22 protein-coding genes are annotated in these 18,438 nt (G+C 66.6%); 12 read left to right on the plus strand and 10 right to left on the minus strand.

The window, feature by feature from the left end; all coding sequences use genetic code 11:
• Nucleotide 1: 1 nt before the first annotated feature.
• Nucleotides 2-934, minus strand: coding sequence for an ABC transporter permease (locus DVR07_RS17015; RefSeq protein ID WP_115798514.1), 933 nt, complete (start codon nt 932-934; stop codon nt 2-4).
• Between the two features lie 15 nt (nt 935-949).
• Nucleotides 950-2,089: an ABC transporter substrate-binding protein gene (locus DVR07_RS17020; RefSeq protein WP_115798515.1), complete on the minus strand. Its 1,140-nt coding sequence runs from the start codon at nt 2,087-2,089 to the stop codon at nt 950-952.
• 178 nt (nt 2,090-2,267) lie between these two features.
• On the opposite strand from DVR07_RS17020, the gene DVR07_RS17025 reads away from it, so the two are divergent.
• From DVR07_RS17025 to DVR07_RS17035, 3 genes are all read left to right on the plus strand, one after another.
• Nucleotides 2,268-3,341, plus strand: a complete 1,074-nt coding sequence (locus DVR07_RS17025; protein WP_115798516.1) for an ABC transporter ATP-binding protein — start codon at nt 2,268-2,270, stop codon at nt 3,339-3,341.
• A gap of 158 nt (nt 3,342-3,499) precedes the next feature.
• Nucleotides 3,500-4,435 carry a branched-chain amino acid transaminase gene (locus DVR07_RS17030; protein WP_115798517.1) on the plus strand — a complete coding sequence of 312 codons (936 nt, stop codon included), beginning with the start codon at nt 3,500-3,502 and terminating at the stop codon, nt 4,433-4,435.
• 181 nt (nt 4,436-4,616) lie between these two features.
• Nucleotides 4,617-5,399: a helix-turn-helix transcriptional regulator gene (locus tag DVR07_RS17035; protein WP_115798518.1), complete on the plus strand. Its 783-nt coding sequence runs from the start codon at nt 4,617-4,619 to the stop codon at nt 5,397-5,399.
• Between the two features lie 587 nt (nt 5,400-5,986).
• On the opposite strand, the gene DVR07_RS17045 is transcribed toward DVR07_RS17035, so the two are convergent.
• From DVR07_RS17045 to DVR07_RS17070, 6 genes are all read right to left on the minus strand, one after another.
• Nucleotides 5,987-6,595, minus strand: coding sequence for a DUF502 domain-containing protein (locus DVR07_RS17045; protein ID WP_115798520.1), 609 nt, complete (start codon nt 6,593-6,595; stop codon nt 5,987-5,989).
• Nucleotides 6,596-6,688: 93 nt separating this feature from the next.
• Nucleotides 6,689-7,525, minus strand: a complete 837-nt coding sequence (locus DVR07_RS17050; RefSeq protein ID WP_115798521.1) for a proline dehydrogenase family protein — start codon at nt 7,523-7,525, stop codon at nt 6,689-6,691.
• Between the two features lie 104 nt (nt 7,526-7,629).
• Nucleotides 7,630-8,259 (minus strand): twin-arginine translocation signal domain-containing protein, encoded by a 630-nt coding sequence (locus DVR07_RS17055; protein ID WP_115798522.1) that lies wholly within the window; start codon nt 8,257-8,259, stop codon nt 7,630-7,632.
• A gap of 42 nt (nt 8,260-8,301) precedes the next feature.
• Nucleotides 8,302-8,730 carry a hypothetical protein gene (locus tag DVR07_RS17060; protein ID WP_115798523.1) on the minus strand — a complete coding sequence of 143 codons (429 nt, stop codon included), beginning with the start codon at nt 8,728-8,730 and terminating at the stop codon, nt 8,302-8,304.
• A gap of 147 nt (nt 8,731-8,877) precedes the next feature.
• Entirely contained in the window at nt 8,878-9,429 is a 552-nt protein-coding gene (locus tag DVR07_RS17065) for a metal-dependent hydrolase (protein ID WP_115798524.1), read from the minus strand.
• A 57-nt stretch (nt 9,430-9,486) separates the two neighbouring features.
• Nucleotides 9,487-9,690, minus strand: a complete 204-nt coding sequence (locus tag DVR07_RS17070) for a hypothetical protein (RefSeq protein ID WP_162829615.1) — start codon at nt 9,688-9,690, stop codon at nt 9,487-9,489.
• A gap of 87 nt (nt 9,691-9,777) precedes the next feature.
• Here DVR07_RS17070 and DVR07_RS17075 point away from each other — a divergent pair, with 87 nt between their 5' ends.
• From DVR07_RS17075 to DVR07_RS17115, 9 genes are all read left to right on the plus strand, one after another.
• On the plus strand, nt 9,778-10,323 hold the full coding sequence (locus tag DVR07_RS17075; RefSeq protein WP_115798526.1) for a CDP-2,3-bis-(O-geranylgeranyl)-sn-glycerol synthase: 546 nt from the start codon (nt 9,778-9,780) through the stop codon (nt 10,321-10,323).
• Nucleotides 10,324-10,613: 290 nt separating this feature from the next.
• Nucleotides 10,614-10,817: a hypothetical protein gene (locus DVR07_RS17080; RefSeq protein ID WP_115798527.1), complete on the plus strand. Its 204-nt coding sequence runs from the start codon at nt 10,614-10,616 to the stop codon at nt 10,815-10,817.
• Nucleotides 10,818-11,154: 337 nt separating this feature from the next.
• The gene (locus DVR07_RS17085) at nt 11,155-11,529 is read left to right on the plus strand and encodes a winged helix-turn-helix transcriptional regulator (protein ID WP_115798528.1); all 375 of its coding nucleotides are present in this window, start codon (nt 11,155-11,157) and stop codon (nt 11,527-11,529) included.
• Between the two features lie 90 nt (nt 11,530-11,619).
• On the plus strand, nt 11,620-12,141 hold the full coding sequence (gene pyrE, locus DVR07_RS17090; protein WP_115798529.1) for an orotate phosphoribosyltransferase: 522 nt from the start codon (nt 11,620-11,622) through the stop codon (nt 12,139-12,141).
• 161 nt (nt 12,142-12,302) lie between these two features.
• The gene (locus tag DVR07_RS17095; RefSeq protein ID WP_115798530.1) at nt 12,303-13,019 is read left to right on the plus strand and encodes a phosphoribosyltransferase family protein; all 717 of its coding nucleotides are present in this window, start codon (nt 12,303-12,305) and stop codon (nt 13,017-13,019) included.
• Between the two features lie 207 nt (nt 13,020-13,226).
• Nucleotides 13,227-14,648 (plus strand): NCS2 family permease, encoded by a 1,422-nt coding sequence (locus DVR07_RS17100; RefSeq protein WP_115798531.1) that lies wholly within the window; start codon nt 13,227-13,229, stop codon nt 14,646-14,648.
• Nucleotides 14,649-14,794: 146 nt separating this feature from the next.
• Entirely contained in the window at nt 14,795-15,088 is a 294-nt protein-coding gene (locus tag DVR07_RS17105; protein ID WP_115798532.1) for a hypothetical protein, read from the plus strand.
• 46 nt (nt 15,089-15,134) lie between these two features.
• Complete coding sequence (locus DVR07_RS17110; RefSeq protein WP_115798533.1) at nt 15,135-16,550, plus strand: aryl-sulfate sulfotransferase; 1,416 nt, start codon at nt 15,135-15,137, stop codon at nt 16,548-16,550.
• A gap of 280 nt (nt 16,551-16,830) precedes the next feature.
• Nucleotides 16,831-17,091 carry a glutathione S-transferase N-terminal domain-containing protein gene (locus DVR07_RS17115; protein WP_115798534.1) on the plus strand — a complete coding sequence of 87 codons (261 nt, stop codon included), beginning with the start codon at nt 16,831-16,833 and terminating at the stop codon, nt 17,089-17,091.
• Nucleotides 17,092-17,126: 35 nt separating this feature from the next.
• Here DVR07_RS17115 and DVR07_RS17120 read toward each other — a convergent pair whose 3' ends face one another.
• Both DVR07_RS17120 and DVR07_RS17125 read right to left on the minus strand, forming a co-directional pair.
• Nucleotides 17,127-17,324 carry a hypothetical protein gene (locus DVR07_RS17120; RefSeq protein ID WP_115798535.1) on the minus strand — a complete coding sequence of 66 codons (198 nt, stop codon included), beginning with the start codon at nt 17,322-17,324 and terminating at the stop codon, nt 17,127-17,129.
• Nucleotides 17,325-17,358: 34 nt separating this feature from the next.
• Complete coding sequence (locus DVR07_RS17125; protein ID WP_115798536.1) at nt 17,359-18,318, minus strand: transcriptional regulator; 960 nt, start codon at nt 18,316-18,318, stop codon at nt 17,359-17,361.
• Nucleotides 18,319-18,438 lie beyond the last annotated feature (120 nt).

The following is an 18,438-nucleotide window of genomic DNA, read 5'->3' on the forward strand; positions in this document are numbered from 1 at the left end:
CTCAGACGCCTCCCAGGTCCTCGATGCTGACGTACCGGAACGCGACCACGAACGCGACGACGATGCTGAGGACGATGAACATCGACGCGGCGCTGCCGTAGCCGATGGCGTACAGCGAGTTGATTCGGCTCTCGATGAGCTGGCCGATCATCAGCACCTTCCCCTGACCGAGGAACCGCGGCGTGATGAACGCGCCCAGCGCGGGCACGAACACGAACAGGCTCCCGCTGATCATCCCGGGGAGGACCAGCGGGAGGATGACGTCCTTCAGCGCGTCGACCCGGCTGGCGCCCAGGTCGCGCGCCGCCTCGACCAGCGAGAAGTCCAGTCCCTCGAGGCTGGCGTACAGCGACAGCAGCATGTACGGGAAGTACGCGTGGGTCAGCCCCACGATGATCGCCGGCACCCCGTAGCTGAGCAGGCCGACGGGTTCGCTCACCAGCCCGAGCCGTAGCAGCGCGCTGTTGATGACGCCGCTCTGGCCGAACATGAGGTACCACGAGTAGGCCCGCACCAGGTACATGGTGAAGAACGGCAGCAGCACCAGGAAGATGACCACCTTGAACGTGGTCCCGCCCCGCCGGGCCAGCAGGTACGCCAGCGGAAACGCCAGCACCAGGCACAGCACCGTCGTCACCGCCGCGATGAAGTACGACAGGAACAGCGACTCGAAGAACGCGCTGTTCCAGAACGCGCCCTGGTCGGCGCCGAGCCGGGCGTAGTTCTCCAGCGACGGCTGCCAGACGATCTGGTAGGCGTCGTTGACGTTCAGGAAGCTGACCGTCACCATGAACGTGAGCGGTGCGAGCAGCAGCAGCGCCAGCCAGACCAGCCCCGGTCCGGCGGTGATCGACAGCCGCGTCCCCCGCGAGGCGAACGCGCCGACGAACCGCTGGCGAAGCGTCTCCGACCGACGTGGTGAGTCTACGGACATGAGAGGAAGAACCGATTACGCGGTCTTGATCTCCTCCCACGCCTTGATCCAGGCATCCTCGTTCTCGACGGCCTTGAACGGGATCATCTGCTCGAGGCGCGAGGGGTCGACCGAGCCGTACATCTCGTTCTCCTCGTCGCTGAGGTGGTCCTGGGTGCTGGGGTTGGCGCTGGGCGAGTAGCCGACCTTGCCGAGCTTCGCGCCGAGCTTCGGCGCGATGAACTCGTTGACGACCTTCCAGGCCAGCTCCTTGTTCTCGGACTCCTTCGAGACGACGGCAGACTCGAACCACGCCAGCGACCCCTCCTTCGGGGCGGCCATCTCGGGCCAGTCGGTGCCGTTGGCCCACATCTCGACGATCTCGTTGCGGCCCGACTGGCCGATGACGAAGTTGCCCTGCTTGAGCGACTTGATGTAGGTCGGGTCGGCGGCGATGTACCCCTGGAGCAGGGGCTTCTGGTCGATCATCGTCTGCTTGACCTCGGCGATCTGGTCCTCCGAGAGGGTGACCTTCTGGCCCTCGAACGCGTCGCGCATCCCCAGGTAGAGCGCCGCGGCGCTCATCGCCTTGAAGTGGTTGTCGTACATGATGATGTCGCCCTCGTACTCGTCGGAGAACAGCTTCGCGTAGCTGGCTTCGTGGTCCTCGACCTCCCGGGAGTCGTAGGAGTAGCCGTACCAGCCGAACCGGATCGGGACGCCGTACATGTTCCCGCCGTCGGTGAACTGGTTGTCGGCGAAGCCCTGGAACACGTCGTAGACGTCGCTGTAGTTCGAGACGACGTCCTCGGGCACAGTGTCGACGAGCCCGGCGTCCATCATCTTCGGGACGTAGTTGTTGTTCGGGACCGCGATGTCGTACTGGGCGTTCTGCCCGGAGTTCCACGACGAGAACATCTTCGAGGAGGAGGTCGACTTCGTGAACTTGACGTTCACGTCGAGCCGGCTCTCGATGTCCTCCTTGAGGTCGGCGTACTCCTCCCACGTCAGGATGTTGATGGTCGCGGTGCCGCCGCTCCCGCCGCCGAAGCCGCCGATGCACCCCGCGGTGAGTCCGAGCGCGCCGGCGGCGCCCGTCGCCTTGAGGAACGTCCGACGGTCGTTACCGCTCGTCGTCGCCGATTCGTCTCCGCTGTCGTCCCAGTTCCTGGGCATGTCATGCCACCTCACAGAGACTTACCTTAATTCTTACTCAATCATCCCGTCAGAATTGGTAACACTGTACGGCATTTCGCGACAATATTGGAAAATTGCGAAAGTTTCACTATCGTAACTAAAATATCTGACGACAGTTCCGAAACAGTTTATGCGGAGCAGTGAGCTACGATGGCGTATGCCAACGGGTGTCGATGGGCTGATACGCCTCGACGGGGTCCGCAAGGAGTTCGGCGACGTGACCGCCGTCGAGAAGGTCGACCTGCAGGTGAACAAGGGCGAGTTCTTCTCGCTGGTCGGGCCGTCGGGCTGTGGCAAGACCACGACGCTCCGGATGATCAGCGGGTTCGAGACCCCGACACGGGGGTCGGTCCACATCGACGGGCGGGACATGGCGGGCGTGCCGCCGGACGCCCGGGACACCAACCTGGTGTTCCAGCACCACTCGCTGTTCCCCCACATGACCGTGGGCGAGAACGTCGCCTACGGGCTCGAGAAGGCCGGCGTCGAGGCGTCCGAGTGCGAGGAGTACGTCACCGAGTACCTCGACCTCGTCGACCTCGACGGGTACGAGGACCGCAGCCCCGACGACCTCTCGGGCGGCCAGCAGCAGCGGGTCGCACTGGCGCGGGCGCTGGTGAACGAACCCAGCGTCCTGCTGTTCGACGAACCGCTGTCGAGCCTCGACCGGAAGCTGCGCAAGCAGATGCAGGTCGAACTCCGGAAGATCCACGAGAAGACCCAGGGCGCGTTCTTCTACGTGACCCACGACCAGGAGGTCGCGATGACGCTCTCGGACCGCCTCGCGGTCATGAACGAGGGCCGCATCGAGCAGGTCGGTACGCCCGAGGAAATCTACCGGGAGCCCGCCAGCGAGTTCGTGGCGGACTTCATCGGCGACACCAACCTGCTCGACGGCCGCGCGACCGAGCGGGACGGCCGGACCACCGTCGAGGTCGGGGGCGACGCGGGCTTCTCGTTCGCGCCCGAGGACCGCGTGAGCCCCGGCGACGTGACCGTCTCGATCCGCCCGGAGGACTTCCGGCTCGCCGAGAACGGCGACGCGACCTTCGAGGGCGAGGTCGTCGAGCGGTACTTCCAGGGCGACCAGACCAACTACGTCGTCGACGCGGGCGCCGACGGCCTCTCGGAAGTCCAGGTCGTGATGCAGGGCCGCGACAGCCCGGCTTCGCCGGGCGAGCGCGCCGGGTTCGCCGTCGAACCGGACGCGCCGGTCGTCTTCGAGAAGTAGCCGGCGCCGGCGGGGACGCGGCTTCCCGTCGGGCGTCAGGTGCGCCGTCGAAGCCGACCGCCTCGTCGGACGTCGGGCGCTCGCCCGGCCGCCGGTACTGCGAACCGGTGTGCCGAACCGTGAAGACTCTTAAAGGAGGCCTCCGTTCGTGCACACGTATGAGCTTCGACGAGATGGACGTGGACACGATCTGGATGGACGGCGAGTTCGTCGACTGGGACGACGCCCAGGTCCACGTCCTCACCCACGGCCTGCACTACGGGAGCGGCGTGTTCGAGGGCGTTCGGTGCTACGACACCGAGAACGGCCCGGCCATCTTCCGGTGGGACGAGCACCTCGAGCGGCTGTACAACTCGGCTAAACCCTACGACCTCGACATCGACCACGAGCCCGCGGAGCTGACCGAGGCGACCGAGGAACTCATCCGCCGCCAGGACCTGGCGTCGTGCTACGTCCGGCCGGTCGTCTTCTACGGCTACAACAGCCTGGGCGTCAGCCCCGGCGACTGCCCGACCCGGACCGCCATCGCGGCGTGGCCGTGGGGCGCCTACCTCGGCGACGAGGCGCTGGAGAACGGGGTCGAGGTGATGGTGTCGTCGTGGCGCAAGCACGCCTCCAGCCAGATCCCGACCAACGCCAAGACCACCGGGCTGTACGTCAACAGCATGCTCGCGGGCGAGGAGGCCCGCCGGAACGGCTTCGCCGAGGCCATCGTGCTCAACAAGGAGGGCAACGTCGCCGAGGGGCCGGGCGAGAACCTCTTCCTCGTCCGCGACGGCGAGATCTACACGCCCGGGCTCTCCGAGAGCATCCTCGACGGCATCACCCGCGACTCGGTCATCACGCTGGCCGAGGAGCTGGGCTACGAGGTCCACGACGACGCGAGCATCTCGCGGGGCGAACTCAACACCGCCGACGAACTGTTCTTCACCGGGTCGGCCGCGGAGGTCACGCCCATCCGGAAGGTCGACAACGTCGTCATCGGGGACGGCGGCCGCGGCCCCGTCACCGAGGAGCTCCAGTCGCGGTTCTTCGACGTCGTGAACCGCCGTACCGACGACTACGAGGAGTGGTTCGAGTACGTCGAGGCGTAAGAGCTGCCGGGAGCACGGTCTCTGTATCCGGGGTCGGAACCGAAAACGCGCCGTGTCCTCGAATCGATGTGATGACCGACGCGCGGCGGGGCGTATTCGACGCACCTTCTTTTGCTTCAATCACGATTCAACCGAAAGACCGGCCGTATCTTTATTACCGAGTTGATTGGACAGGCGGGGTATGGAGGGTGGGATAGAGGACATCGAGTTCTTAGCGAGGTCGGCGACGCGAGTCCAACTGATGGACGCCTTACGCCGAGAAGGAGAACTGAGTAAACGCGAATTGCGAGAACGAATGGACGCGTCCCGGACGACCGTCCAGCGAAATCTGGAGGCGCTCGAAGACCGGGGATGGGTCCGGAACAGCAATCGAGCGTACTCACTGGCAACGTGTGGGGAGTTGATCGCTCGCGAATTCACCGGTCTCCGTGACACCGTTTCCGCTACCGAACGCCTCCAACCGGTTCTGAAGTGGCTCGACCGGTCGGAGCTGGACCTGGATCTTCGATTACTGTCCGAGGCAGATATCGTCACGGCTTCGGAGGGTGACCCGTGGGCGATGGTAAATCGGCACGTCAAACGGCTTCGGGAGGCCGAGAGCGTCCGGGCGATTCTACCGCTTACCGGACTTCACGCCATGGAAGTCACTCGTGATAGAGTTCTAGACGACGGTGCTCGTGTCGAATTCATCGGGACGTCGAACGTCGTCGACACCCTCCAGGCCAGTTCCGACTACAGGAAAATATACGACGACTTGATGAAATCCGAACGATTTGACCTGTATTCTACTGACGAAGAGACGCTTTACTATTTAGGGATTCTCGACGAGATCGTGCAGATTGGTGTCGATGAAGATGGCGAGCCGCGTGCACTTCTAGAGACCACGGACAGTGACGTGCACGGCTGGGCTCGCGATTCCTACGAGGCGCATCTGACTCGAGCGCAACCAGTGGTCGTGGACTGATAACCTCAACAGGCGGTGGTTCGGCCGACGGTTTCGCGCCGAGTGGTCGAGTGTGCAGGGGGCAACCGCTGTGCGCGGGGTACACTGACATTGGTTCTCGCGAGTCTTCTACGAGTACGCGGAACGTATGTCGGGGTGGACCGGGGAACTCCAGAACCGCCGTGAACACGCACACCTCCGGACACACTTCCGCTCGTCCGCGACAGGGTGACCTGTTATGGAGGCTATCACCGCTCACGAGACCGAAGAATCGAGTTCCGGGCGATATCACCTGTTGAACGAGGCCGAGACGGCGAGTTTGTGCGGGTCGATAAACGCCGAGAGTCAGTTTGCGGCCGACATCCGTCAACGGCTGTCACCGGAGACGGCCGAGCGGCGCGGACTGACCCTCTGTGGACGCTGTTCGTACATCGCCACTCAGCGAACTGTGGCGAAGCCGGAGGTAAGCGAGTGACGCGCCATTCAGATACGCGATGAGCACTACGGAGTAGCGGCTCCATCGAACCCGTTCCGGACCGGAGACTGGAGGAGGGAGTCGTCCCGTAGCTGCTCGCGGTGAACCGTCCGAACTGCGCTCCCGGACAGTGCTACTGGGGCGGCGGCGACTGGGTCTCCTTCTCGTCCTCGACGTCGATGGGGATGCCCGACTCGCTGGTCTCGCCGAACCCGGCGCTCAGCACGCGGGTCAGCGCGTCCTCGACGCTCTCGTCGGTCTCCTCGAACTCGTCGGGCTCGGCCTCGATGACGAACCCGGTCGTGATGTTCGGCGCGGTCGGCATGAAGAGGAGTTCGCGGCCGTCGTCGGTCTTCTTGCCCGTCTTGAACGCGGTCATCCGCATGCCCCCGAAGACGTACACCTTGACGGGGGCCTGGAGGTCGGTCGAGTCCGAGAGCGCGGTCTCGGCCGCCATCTTCGAGGCGTTGTAGACGACCCGGAGGCCGGGGAGCCGGTTCATCACGCCGTCGATGGCCCCCTCGACCAGCGACCCGACCGCGGTCCGCATCATGTAGCCGACGCTCAGGACGAGCATCGAGAAGACGACCAGGACCGTCGCGACCCGGATGGGCGGCGTGACGTCCTGGAGGAAGGGCAGGCCCGCTATCGCCAGGTAGAGCCACGCGATGATGTAGGCCGTGACGAGGATGGGCAAGATGACGACGAGTCCGCTCGCGATGTCGCGCTTCCACGAGGACATTTATCGGGTGTATCCGAGCGCAGGTTCATAAACTAGATGTTCTCTGGCGGGCTCCGCCGCCCGCCGAGTCTCAAACGATCCCCGTCCGAGCGCTCACCGACCCAGGACCGCCCGGAGCGCGAACAGCAGGTTCTCCTTGCGCTCGGCCGCGCGCCGGTAGAAGTACGACAGCCACTTGTCGCCGTAGGGGACGTACTGCCAGACCTCGTACTCCGACGCGAGTTCGTACTGGGCGTCCTCGCGCACGCCCATCAGCATCTGGACCTCGAAGTCGGTGCCGTACTCCTCGTGGAGCGCCTTCGCGCGGTCGATCATCTCCGGGTCGTGACTCCCGACCGCGATGCCGCCGTCGAAGTGCTCGAACATGTACTCCAGTTGCTCCCGGTAGGCGGCGTCGACCGCGGACTTCTCCTTGCGGGCGACGTCGGCCGGCGGGTCGTAGGCGCCCTTCACGAGCCGGACCTTCCCCGGGACGTCCGCGAGGCGCTCGAGGTCGTCGTCGGTGCGCCGGAGGTTCGCCTGGACGCAGACGCCGACGCCGCCCCCGTGTCGCCGGGCGAGCTTCTCGTAGGCGTCGAGGGTCGCGTCGGTCGTGGTGTGGTCCTCCATGTCGACCCAGACGAACACGCCGCGGTCGGCGGCGTAGTCGGCGATGCGCTCGACGTTCTCGCGGAACACCTCGGTCCCGGCGTCGAGGCCGATCTGGGAGGGCTTGACCGAGACGCAGGCGTCGACCGCGGTGTCCTCGATGTCGTCGACGAGCCGGAGGTACGCCTCGGCGTCCTCGTCGGCCGGGCCGCGGTCGTCGTAGTGCTCGCCCAGCAGGTTCAGGATGGCCCTGACGTTCCGGTCGTTCAGCTCCCGGGCGTGGTCGAGCGCCGTGGCCGGCGTCTCGCCGGCGACGAACCGACTGGCGACGGGGGGAATCATGGTCGGCTCTTGGAACCCCTCGTCTTATAACGTTGCCATCTGAGACACCGTCGCGAAAAATAGCCGCTCCGGTCGTCAGCGTCGCCCGCGGCGAGTCAGTTCGCTCAGGCCGTCTCGTTGCCGTCGGTCTCGTTACCGTCGGTCTGGTTGCCGTCACCGCCGCCGCCGGGCGAGAACTGGACGGTGACCATGCCGAGTTCGTTGTAGCCCTGGTTGCCGTAGTCGTTCTCGTCCGGGCCGTAGAACCCGTCGTAGTCGCCGGAGTCGATGCCGAACTGCTGGAAGTCGTCGGGGCCGAACGGCCCGAACGCGGGGCTCAGCGTGTACGTCTGTCCCTGCTGGACGTTCGCGCTCTCTTGGACGAACAGCAGCGCCCACGACTGGCGACCGACCTGGTAGTTGACCACCCGGGTGTTGAAGTTCGCGAACACCGCGGCGTCGTCGAACAGCAGCTCGTCGTTCGCATCGGTCAGGAAGTCGTTCTCCTCGTTCTCGAGCGGCGCCCAGTCTATCGACTCGGAGACGATTTCGAACTGCGCGCGGGGATGGAACTGAGTGCTGAACATCACTCCGCGCATCACGTTGCCGTCCTGGTTGCCGCCGTCCTGTGCCGCGACCGTGCCCGCCCCGGACAGCCCCGTGGCGAGGCCGCCCGACGCGATGGCGCTCTTCTTCATGAACGACCGGCGCGATTCGTCCGCGAGTCCGCCGAGGATACTGTCGTTGTCCGTCATCCTTGTGTGGTATAAGCTGAATCGGTTAGCGAACTATTCGGTTCAGATTCCGTCACGGTCGAACCATTCGTCGTCATCGTCGACGTTACCGACCGGCGAGAACGTCACGTTGATAAGGTTCGACGATGGCGTGTCGCCGCCGCCGTCGTTGGCGCCGTCGTCGTCGATGTCCGCCCAGTCCCCGCCGAGGCGGTAGAGGACGCCCTGCTGGATCTCGGCGTCCTCGTACGGGAAGAAGAACGCGAACATGTTCCGCGCGCCCGTGTACTGGATGAGCCGGTTGTCGAAACTGGACAGGAACTGCCCCTCGCCCGCTCCGGCGGGGGTCGACATTCCCTGGAGCTCGGTCGAGACGACGTGGAACTGCCCGTCCGGGAAGAACTGGTTCTGGAACATGTACGCCTCCCCGCCGCCGTCGTCTTGCAACGCACCTTCGTTCGCCGTGATGTCGCTGTTGTCGTTCCCCATCATTGTCTCAGAGAGTAGGATTGTCCCGCGTCAGGACATGCGTAACAACTCCGCCCACGCGGTTAATGGCGTTGGCCACTTCCTGATATAAGCCGCTTTTAGCCCTTCTAAAGGGAATTTTACTCGAATAACGGTTCCGACAATGCAACGTTACCGGGAGTTCGAGGAGGCCGCCCGTCCTTCGCCGCCGATGTCGATTCCGAAGTGATAGACGGCCGCCTGGGCGGCGAGACCCAGTCCCAGGAGTGCGAGGTTCCGTGCCGGTGCCCCCAGCGGGATGATCTCGATGGTGAGCTTCCGCGAGAACACCGGCCAGAACGGGCTGATCGGTTGCGTACCCGGGAGCAGGACGAGCATGTCGGCGATGACGTGACCCGAGACGCCGACGAACGTGCCGGCCGCCCCCCAGACGAACACGCGCTTCGGAGTCAGACTCGACCAGCGAGGCGTGGCCGACGAAGCGAGGTACGCCCGGTAGGCCGCCCAGCCGAGCGCGCCGACGACGCCCGCGGCGACCGCCGCGAAGAGGAACGTGTGGGTCACCCCGTGATGGGTCACGACCGGAAGGTGCTTGTCGAGGTCCGGAAGCAGGGCGACGAGGACCACGAACGCGGAGAACACCGTCCCGGCCTTCCGACCGAGGAACGATGCGAACGGTGCAGCGACGAGGAGCGCGACGCCGTAGTGGCCAGTCGGGTACATGAGAGACGGACTGCCCCGACTACGTCGCAGAGGTAGGTAACGGTTGTCGCCGACGGATCAGGCCGGAGCCAGGACGCCGAGACGACGGAACCCCCACCCGACGAGACCGATCCCCGCGATGACCCCGGCCCCGAGGACCGCGACCGGGAGCAGTTGCCCCGGGATCGGTCCGCGAAAGGGGTCGAAGAGCAGTTGCCAGAGGCAGTAGGAGACCAGCGTCGTCCCGACGATCACGGCCATCGGTTCGAGTGCGTCGGTCACGGTGGACGTACGCGCCCGCGCCCCGTAAGGCCACTCGCCGGGGACGAACCTCTGGTTCTTAAGGGTCGCCGGTCCGCGTATCGCCATATGGGTGTCATCGAGACCGTCGCGGTCGCGCTGTGGGCGATGTTGCCGGCCTACGTCCCGAACAACGCCGCGGTGCTGGCGGGCGGCGGCCGGCCCATCGACGCCGGGCGGACGTGGAACGGGCGCCGACTCCTCGGCGACGGCAAGACGTGGCGGGGCACCGCGGTCGGAACCGCCGTCGGGGCGGCGCTGGCGCTGGTCCTCAACGCGGTCGAACCCGCCGTCTCGGACCTGGTGGGCGTCGGCCTGCCGACGTTCCCGCTCGCGGTCGCTGTCGCGCTCCCGGCGGGCGCGATGCTCGGCGACATCGCGGCGTCGTTCCTCAAGCGCCGGACCGGCCGCGAGCGCGGCGCGGCGTTCCCCGGGGTCGACCAGCTCGACTTCGTGGTGTTCGCGCTCCTGCTGGCGTTCCTGGCCGCGCCCGACTGGTTCGGCGACGTGTTCACCGTCCCGGTGCTCGCGGTCGTCGTCGTCGCGACGCCGGTCTTGCACCTGGTGACGAACGGAATCGCGTACGTACTCGGGCTGAAGGACGAGCCCTGGTAAACCACTTTTTGCTGCGGTCGCGCCCCCAGAGGCGCTCCCTTGCAAAAACGTGGGAAAAACACCGTCAGAGCGACGCTCTGACGAGCCGTCGTTCGCGCCGCTCACGACGACACTTCGTCACCCCCTCACTCGCGCCTCCGGCGCTCGTCGAGGGTTCCTCGTGCCGCTCGCTCACTGCGTTCGCTCGCGGTGCAGACCGGGACTGCATCCCCCGACGCCGACCGCCGCACGACCCGGCCGGGAGTCGAGGTGTCCTGAAAATTTAAGCGCCCCGTCTCGGAATCACGGCCATGGACGGCCGCCTCTACGAGTACCGCCGGGCCCTGTTCGGCGGCGTACTTGCGCTCGTATTCGCCCCGGTACTCGCCAGCGCCGTCGTCGGATGGGAGCGGGCGACGGCTGTGCTGGGGCTGCTCGCCGCCGTTTTCGCACTCCTGTTGGTCCTCAAAGCGGCCAGCGCCTTCCTCGCTATCTTGGTCCGGTCCGTGCTGTGAGCGACCGGAGACCGTCGGACGGAGCGGGCTCGCGACTCTCTGACACTGAGATCCTTGGGGCCGAGGCTCCTTTAGCCTCGGCGTAATCTGTGATCCCGTTTGTATCCACGGGGCGGTTTGCGGCCATGACCATGGCGCGCCGCCGAACAGGACGCGACCGGCGAGAGGGGCGACCGAACTGGCAGTCTCGACCGCCATCAGGCGGTCACCTCCGGTGCGGCAGTGGTTGGCGCGCGGATCTCCGCTTGCGTTCCGGAAGCTGGTTTCGTCTTGTTACCTACTTCGTATCGGAACCTATTTGTGCGTTTGACAACGAGACGGATAGTAGCTACCAGCCATGTCGTCCATCCATTCCCAGCCCGACGGCGTCGAGGAGAAGAACCCCGGCGCGTGCCCGGTGGTCGAGGCCATCGAGCAGATTGGCTCGAAGTGGCGGCTCGTCGTGCTCAGCGACCTCCACGAGAGCGACGAGAAGCGTTTCAACGAACTCGAGCGCTCGACCGGCGCCAGCTCCCGGACGCTCTCGCGGGTGCTCGACGACCTCGAGGAGGCCGGCCTGGTGAACCGCCGGGTCGAGGACAAGCCCATCGCCACGTACTACAGCCTGACCGACAAGAGCCGCCAGCTCTGCCCCGTCTTCGAGGAGCTCGAATCCTGGGCCGACGAGTGGATCGACGCCGGCCCGGCCGACCCCGGCCCGGCCGACGACTGACTCGGTCCGAACGAACGATTTCTCTCCCGGACGTCGCGCGCCCGCGCCAAACGGAACCGCTTATCCGCCCGCCGCCCCGACTCACCGACGATGACCGACGAGGAACTCATCGCGGCGCTCCGGGACGCCGACGCGGTCCAGTACGGCGAGTTCGAGCTCTCGCACGGCGGCACCAGCGACTACTACGTCGACAAGTACCTCTTCGAGACCGACCCCGACTGCCTCGAACGCATCGCCCGGGCGTTCGCCGAGCGGGTCGGCGACGAGAAGCTCGCGGGCGTCGCGCTGGGGGGCGTCCCGCTGGTCGCGGCCACCAGCGTCGAGACCGGCAACCCCTACGTCATCGCCCGCAAGCAGCAGAAGGAGTACGGCACGGCCAACCTGGTCGAGGGCCGCCTGGCGGAGGGCGAGGAGGTCGTCGTCCTCGAGGACATCGCCACCACCGGACAGAGCGCCGCCGACGCCGTCGAGGCGCTCCGCGACGCGGGCGCGACGGTGAACCGCGTGCTCGTCGTGGTGGACCGCGAGGAGGGCGCGGCCGAGAACCTCGCCGACCACGGCGTGGAGCTCGAATCGCTGCTGACCGCGACCGACCTGCTCGACGCCGAGTAGCCGCGACGCAGTCTTCGCGTCCGACTACGACTTCGTGCGCGACGCCGCGACCGCGACCCCACGATTACGCAACCGACCCCGACCACGATTGCGCAGTTCTGCAGAAATTCCTCCGGTCGGCTATCGAGGTATTCAAGTTCGTGGGATGATTCGGCCGAGACATGAACCGAGCAGAGAAGGCGACCCTGCAGTTGCAGGCGGTCGCCGTCCTCCGGATGCTGAAGGAGACCCGGACCTACGACGAACTCGCGGCGGTGACGGGCCTCCCCGCGGGCGACCTCAACCGCTACGTCAACGGCCACGTCCTGCCGAGCGTCGACCGTGCGAAGGAGATCGTCGGCGGCGTCGGTCGCGAGGAGCTCGCCGAGGAACTCGAGGCCCGAATCCGGGTCGACGACGAGGGGTACGTCGACAACTCCGAGGTGGTCTTCGACCAGTCGTTCCTCGACCTGGTCGCCCCCGTGGCGGCCGAGACGTTCGACTTCGACCGCCCCGACGTGGTGCTGACCGCCGCGACCGACGGCATCACCCTCGGCGCGGCGATGGCGGGCTACTTCGACGCCCGGGTCGCCTACGCCAAGAAGTCCAAGGAGACCGCAGTCGAGGAGTTCATCGAGTCGCGCCAGCGCCTCCAGTCGGGCATCGAGCTCACCTACTACCTGCCGGCGTCGGCCATCGGCTCGGGCGAGACCGTGCTGGTGGTCGACGACCTCATCCGGTCGGGCGAGACCCAGGAGCTGCTGCTCGACATCGTGGACCGCGCCGACGCCGCGGTCGGCGGGGTCTTCGCGCTCATCGCGGCCGGCGAGGAGGGCATGGAGCGCGCGAAGAGCCGGACCGACGCCCCGGTCGGCGCGCTGACGACGTTCGTGGAGTGAGCCCCCCGACCGTCGCGCGGGTTTCACGCGGTACGCCGGCGCCCACTTCGCGAACGCGGGCGCGTCGGGTAATTGTGGGCACGTCCATGTGGTGTTCCGGATTTCTACCCGGTAATCGGCGGCGAATCGATGCACTGTTGTGCATATCTGCGTTCTCGCGATGAGAATACTTAAATATCCGTTCGCGAGTATGCCCACTCGTGCATCATGGGTATTGAAGAAACGACCGACGCGCGCTCCGACTCGGGCGTGACCGGCGCGCTCGCGGAGTACTTCGGCTTCGAGGAGCACGGCACGGACCTCCGGACCGAGATACTGGCGGGGCTGACGACGTTCCTGACGATGAGCTACATCGTCGTGGTCAACCCCGACATCCTGGCGCAGGCCATCCAGCTCCAGAACTACTCGGCCGCCCAGACCGAGTCGATGCTGGCGGTCGTCACCCTCATCGCGGCGGCCGTGGCGACGCTGACGATGGCGTTCTACGCCAACAGGCCGTTCGCGCAGGCGCCCGGCCTCGGCCTGAACGCCTTCTTCGCGATCACGGTCGTCATCGGGATGGGCATCGCGTGGCAGGTCGCGCTGGCGGCCGTCGTCGCGGAAGGGATCATCTTCATCGTGCTCACCGCCGTCGGCGCCCGCGAGTACGTCATCCGGCTGTTTCCCGAACCCGTGAAGTTCGCGGTCGGCACGGGTATCGGCCTGTTTCTCGCCATCATCGGCCTCGAGGCGATGGGTATCGTCACGGGCGAGGGCGGCACCATCGTCGCGCTCGCCCCGATCGGCCAGAGTCCGGTCGCCGTCGTCTCGGTCGTCGGCCTGTTCCTCACCTTCGCGCTCTACGCCCGGAACGTCCCCGGGTCGATCATCCTCGGCATCCTGCTGACGACCGGCATCGGCTACGCCGCCGAGTGGGCCGGTCTGGTCGGGGCCGGCACGCTCACCCCCGGCGCGGCCGCGACCACCTACGACATCACGCCGCTCGCCGGCGCCTTCCTCGACGGGCTCCGCGACATCGAGGCGTTCTCGTTCGCGCTCGTCGTCTTCACGTTCTTCTTCGTCGACTTCTTCGACACCGCGGGCACCCTGACGGGCGTCTCGCAGATCGCCGGCTTCCTCGACGAGGACGGCCACCTCCCGGACATCGACCGGCCCCTGATGGCCGACGCGGTCGGCACCACGGTCGGCGGGATGCTCGGCACCTCGACCGTCACGACCTACATCGAGTCGGCCTCCGGCGTCGAGGAGGGCGGCCGCACCGGGATGACCGCGCTGACGGTCGGCGTCCTGTTCCTGGTCTCGCTGGTGTTCGTGCCGGTCGCCGCCGCGATTCCGATGTACGCCTCCCACATCGCGCTGGTCGTCATCGGCGTCGTGATGCTCCAGAACGTCGTCGACATCGACTGGGACGACGTCACGAACGTCGTGCCCGCCGGCCTGACCATCCTCATCATGCCGTTCGCCTACTCGATCGCGTACGGCATCGCCGCGGGCATCGTCTCCTACCCCATCGTCAAGCTCGCCGCCGGCAAGCGCGAGGACGTCCGGCTCGGCCACTGGGTGCTGGCGGCCGCGTTCGTCGTCTACTTCTTCGTCCGGACCAGCGGGGTCCTCCAGGCCAGCGTCTGAGCCGCTCGGTCTCGCCTCCGACTCTTCTCCGCCTCTCTGCGTTCGGTTCTCGGGTCGAACCTCCTCGGACCTCGGTCACTCCCTTTGCGAGTCGTTGTCTTGCCGAGTAACAGTTATGTCGTCGGACGTCGATGTATATCTCGACAATGGACGAATACCAGCGCTCCGAGACCGACGACGGCCCGATAGCCAAGATATACTACGCCGACGAGGAGGCGACGAAGGTCGACGCCGCCTTCGTCATCGAGGACTGGGACTGGGTGGTCGGGTTCAACCAGGTCGCCACCGACGAGTACGACTACGTCTCGATTCCGGTCGAGAAGGTCATCGGCGTGATGTCCCCGGAGTACACCTCCTTCTCGCGCAACGGCAAGCGCGTGACCGCCTACGGCGTCGACGAGGAGGAGGCCGCGACGTTCGCCGACCGGCTGCCGGTCTGACCGCCGCGCCCCAATTTTAATCCCCTCCGCTTGCGTGGAAACCGACATGAACGCTCCCTCCTCCGACGCCCTCCGCGGGGTTCCGCGCCGGTGGCTGGTGCGAGGCGCGGTCGCGCTCCTCGTCCTCGGACTGGTCGCGCCCGCCGGCATCTCCGGCGCGACGTTCCTCGCCACGAGCGAGGACCCGACCAACCTCCGGGCCTCGGTCGACGACCCCGCGAACGGCACCACGGTCATCTCCATCCAGGGCTTCCACTTCCAGGGGATGGCCAACGCCAACAAGCCCGCGCGCCTCGTCGCGGTCGGGCCCCGGGGCGAGGTGCAGTGGGTCCACAACGGCTCGGGGTTCGACGCGCGGTGGTTCTACGACGTCGACCCGCTCGACAACCGCAATCTGCTGGTGACCGCGACGACGCCCAACGCGACGCTCGTCTACGAGTTCGACCCCGCGACCCGGGAGCGCGTCTGGACCGAGCGCCTGCCCATCCACGACACCCACGACGTCGACCTCATCAACGGCGACCAGCTGCTCGTCGCCAACATGCGCGAACCGGACCGCGGCGACCGCATCTTCGTCTACAACATGACCACCGACGAGACGGTCTGGGAGTGGGAGTTCGCCGACCACGGCTACCCCGAGTCGGGTGGCGGTCGGGCGAAGGACTGGACCCACGTCAACGACATCGACAAGATCGGCGACGGCGAGTACCTCGTCTCGCCCCGGAACTTCGATCAGGTCGTCGTCGTGAACCGCTCGACTGACGAGGTGACGATGCAGTTGGGCAGCGACGGGAACCACGACGTGCTGTACGAGCAGCACAACCCCCAGTACCTCCGCGAGGCGAACGGGACGCCGACCGTGCTCGTGGCCGACAGCGAGAACGACCGCATCGTGGAGTACGCCCGAGAGAGCGAGGGCGATTGGACGAAGACCTGGAGCGTCGGCACGCAGGGGCTCAACTGGCCGCGGGACGCCGACCGCCTCCCGAACGGCAACACGCTCGTCGTCGACACCATGCACCACCGCGTCTTCGAGGTGACTCCGACCGGCGAGGTCGTCTGGGAGTTCCACGCGCCGTGGGCGCCCTACGACGTCGAGCGCATCACCTACGGCGACGAACCCGGCGGCCCGACCATGCGGGAACTCGGCAAGACGGGTGACTACGAACTCAGCGGGAGCCGGCTCGCGGTCGGCGGCGACACCAAGACCGTCTCGTTCTGGCTGGCCGCGGCGTTCGAGGGCACGCCGCTGGCCGACCGGGCGAACCACGCCGCCCGGCTCTGGGCCCACGTCACGCCGTGGATCCGCCCGGTCTGGATGTCGAGCTGGGAGTTCCTCGGCGCGGTGCTGGCCGGCGCGGTCGTCGTCGCGTGGGGCCTCGGCGAGACGATCTACCAGCGCCGCCGCATCCGGCGCGGGGTCTCGCGCATCGTCAGGCGAGTGCGCCGACCGGTGGAGTGAGAGGTGCGATTGGAGGGGCCGAATCGAAACCGTCGCGCTCGATGGATTTTCCTCTCGGCGCACGCCGGCGCGGTCTTCAGGACCGCACCGATGCGTGCGAGGGAGGCGGGAGGCCCGCGGTCGCGGTGCTGTGCGGTACATTTGTGACGGCAGTAGCTAGCTATCTCTTATCCGTCCACTTTCTGCCACCTGTTGAGTATTTCCGCCGTCTCCCTCCGAGGTCTCGTCACGCGCTTCCGGCACCACCACGTTCTTACCCGGCAAGTACCTACGAACGGACATGCCGAACCTCGAACTGTACGAACTCCAGGGCTGCCCGTACTGCGCGAAGGTCACCGACAAACTCGACGAACTCGATCTCGACTACCAGTCCCACATGGTGCCGAGCGCCCACGCCGAGCGCGACGAGGTCGAGGAGGTCAGCGGCCAGACCGGCGTGCCCGTGCTGGTCGACGAGGAGAAGGGCGTCGAAGGGATGGCCGAGAGCGACGACATCGTCGAGTACCTCGAGGAGACGTACGGCGACGGGCAGGCGGCCTGAGCCGTCCGGTGACGGCCCCGCTCGAATCCCGATTCTCAGCCGAACCTGTTTATCGCCGCAGTGAGGGCCACCATTACGACGAGGGCGACGACCCCGGTCGCGACCGCGAGCAGGACCGCGCTCTCACCGCCGACCGTCGATTCGGCGACGGAGAACCCGAGAGCACCGCCGACGCCGCCGATGACCATCTGCTTCCACGTTTCGTCGGGCGTCTCGAACGCGCGGCGGTTCATCGCCCGACCGTTATACTCCCGATAGCAAAAGGCTTCACGCCGGCTTCTCGCCGCGCTCGCGGATGAGTTCCCGGAGCTCGTCGGGGTCGTCGATGTCCTCGAGCTCCTCGCGCTCGACCAGGCCGGTGCCGTCGACGCTCTCGCGCTTGGCCTCGTCGACGAAGTAGACCGAGCGCGTCCGGGCGACCTGACCGATGGAGGACATGATGCGGGCGCGCTTCTCGGCGGCCTTGGTGAACGCCGAGTGGCCCGTCAGGACGTTCTCGTGGCTGGTTTCGTCCTCGCTGACCGTCTTGAACGGCGCGCGGACCGTGGGGTGGACCTCGAAGCCCGCGCGGGTCAGCACCGTGACGATGCGCTCGTCGTCGCGCTCGGGCTCGGGGTCCTCGGGCGTGGGCTCGCCCTCGCGGACCTCCTCGGCCCCGTCGAGCACGTCCACGGGGCTGGTGAGGTCGCCCTCGAACATGTCTTCGAGCTCGAGCGCCACCTCGACGCTGGCGTTCATGCCGTCCTCGTACTTCGAGACGGTGCGCCGGGAGACGCCGAGCTCCGAGGCCAGCCGGCCCAGGCTCCAGTCGCGCTCCTCGCGCTCGTCGCGCAGGACGTCGCCGTCGATGTTGACGTAGAGGCCGCCCGGCGCGGCGTACACCAGCGGCGACATCCCCTCGACGAACAGTTCCATGGCGGTGTCGGGGCTCAGGACCGGGACGCCGTGCCGGAAGTAGACCACGCCCGGCTCGAGCTCCTCGTCGCGGGTCCGGAGACCGACGACGACCGGGGTCGCGCTGAGGTACTCCCCGAGTCGCCGCATCTCCAGACCCGTCTCTCCGTCGAACGCGTCGACGTTCGCCAGTATCTTGAGCAAGAGCAGGTCGCGGCCGCGCCGCGCGGCCACGTCGAAGCTCTTGGGTCGGATTGCGCACCGGTCGCTAACGGTGAACCCCGCGTCCTCCAGCATTGCGGTCACGTTCCCGACCAGTGCAGACCGGGACATATCCGCATGTAAGTGATTCCCCTATATATACATTGTGCCGACCTCACCCCGGCGACTGCTTGCGATTGGCCGCGTACGGAACGGTAGCTTGATTACCGAAGACGGGGTCGGTCCGAAAGT

This window comes from Halorussus rarus (assembly GCF_003369835.1).
GTDB lineage: Archaea > Halobacteriota > Halobacteria > Halobacteriales > Haladaptataceae > Halorussus > Halorussus rarus.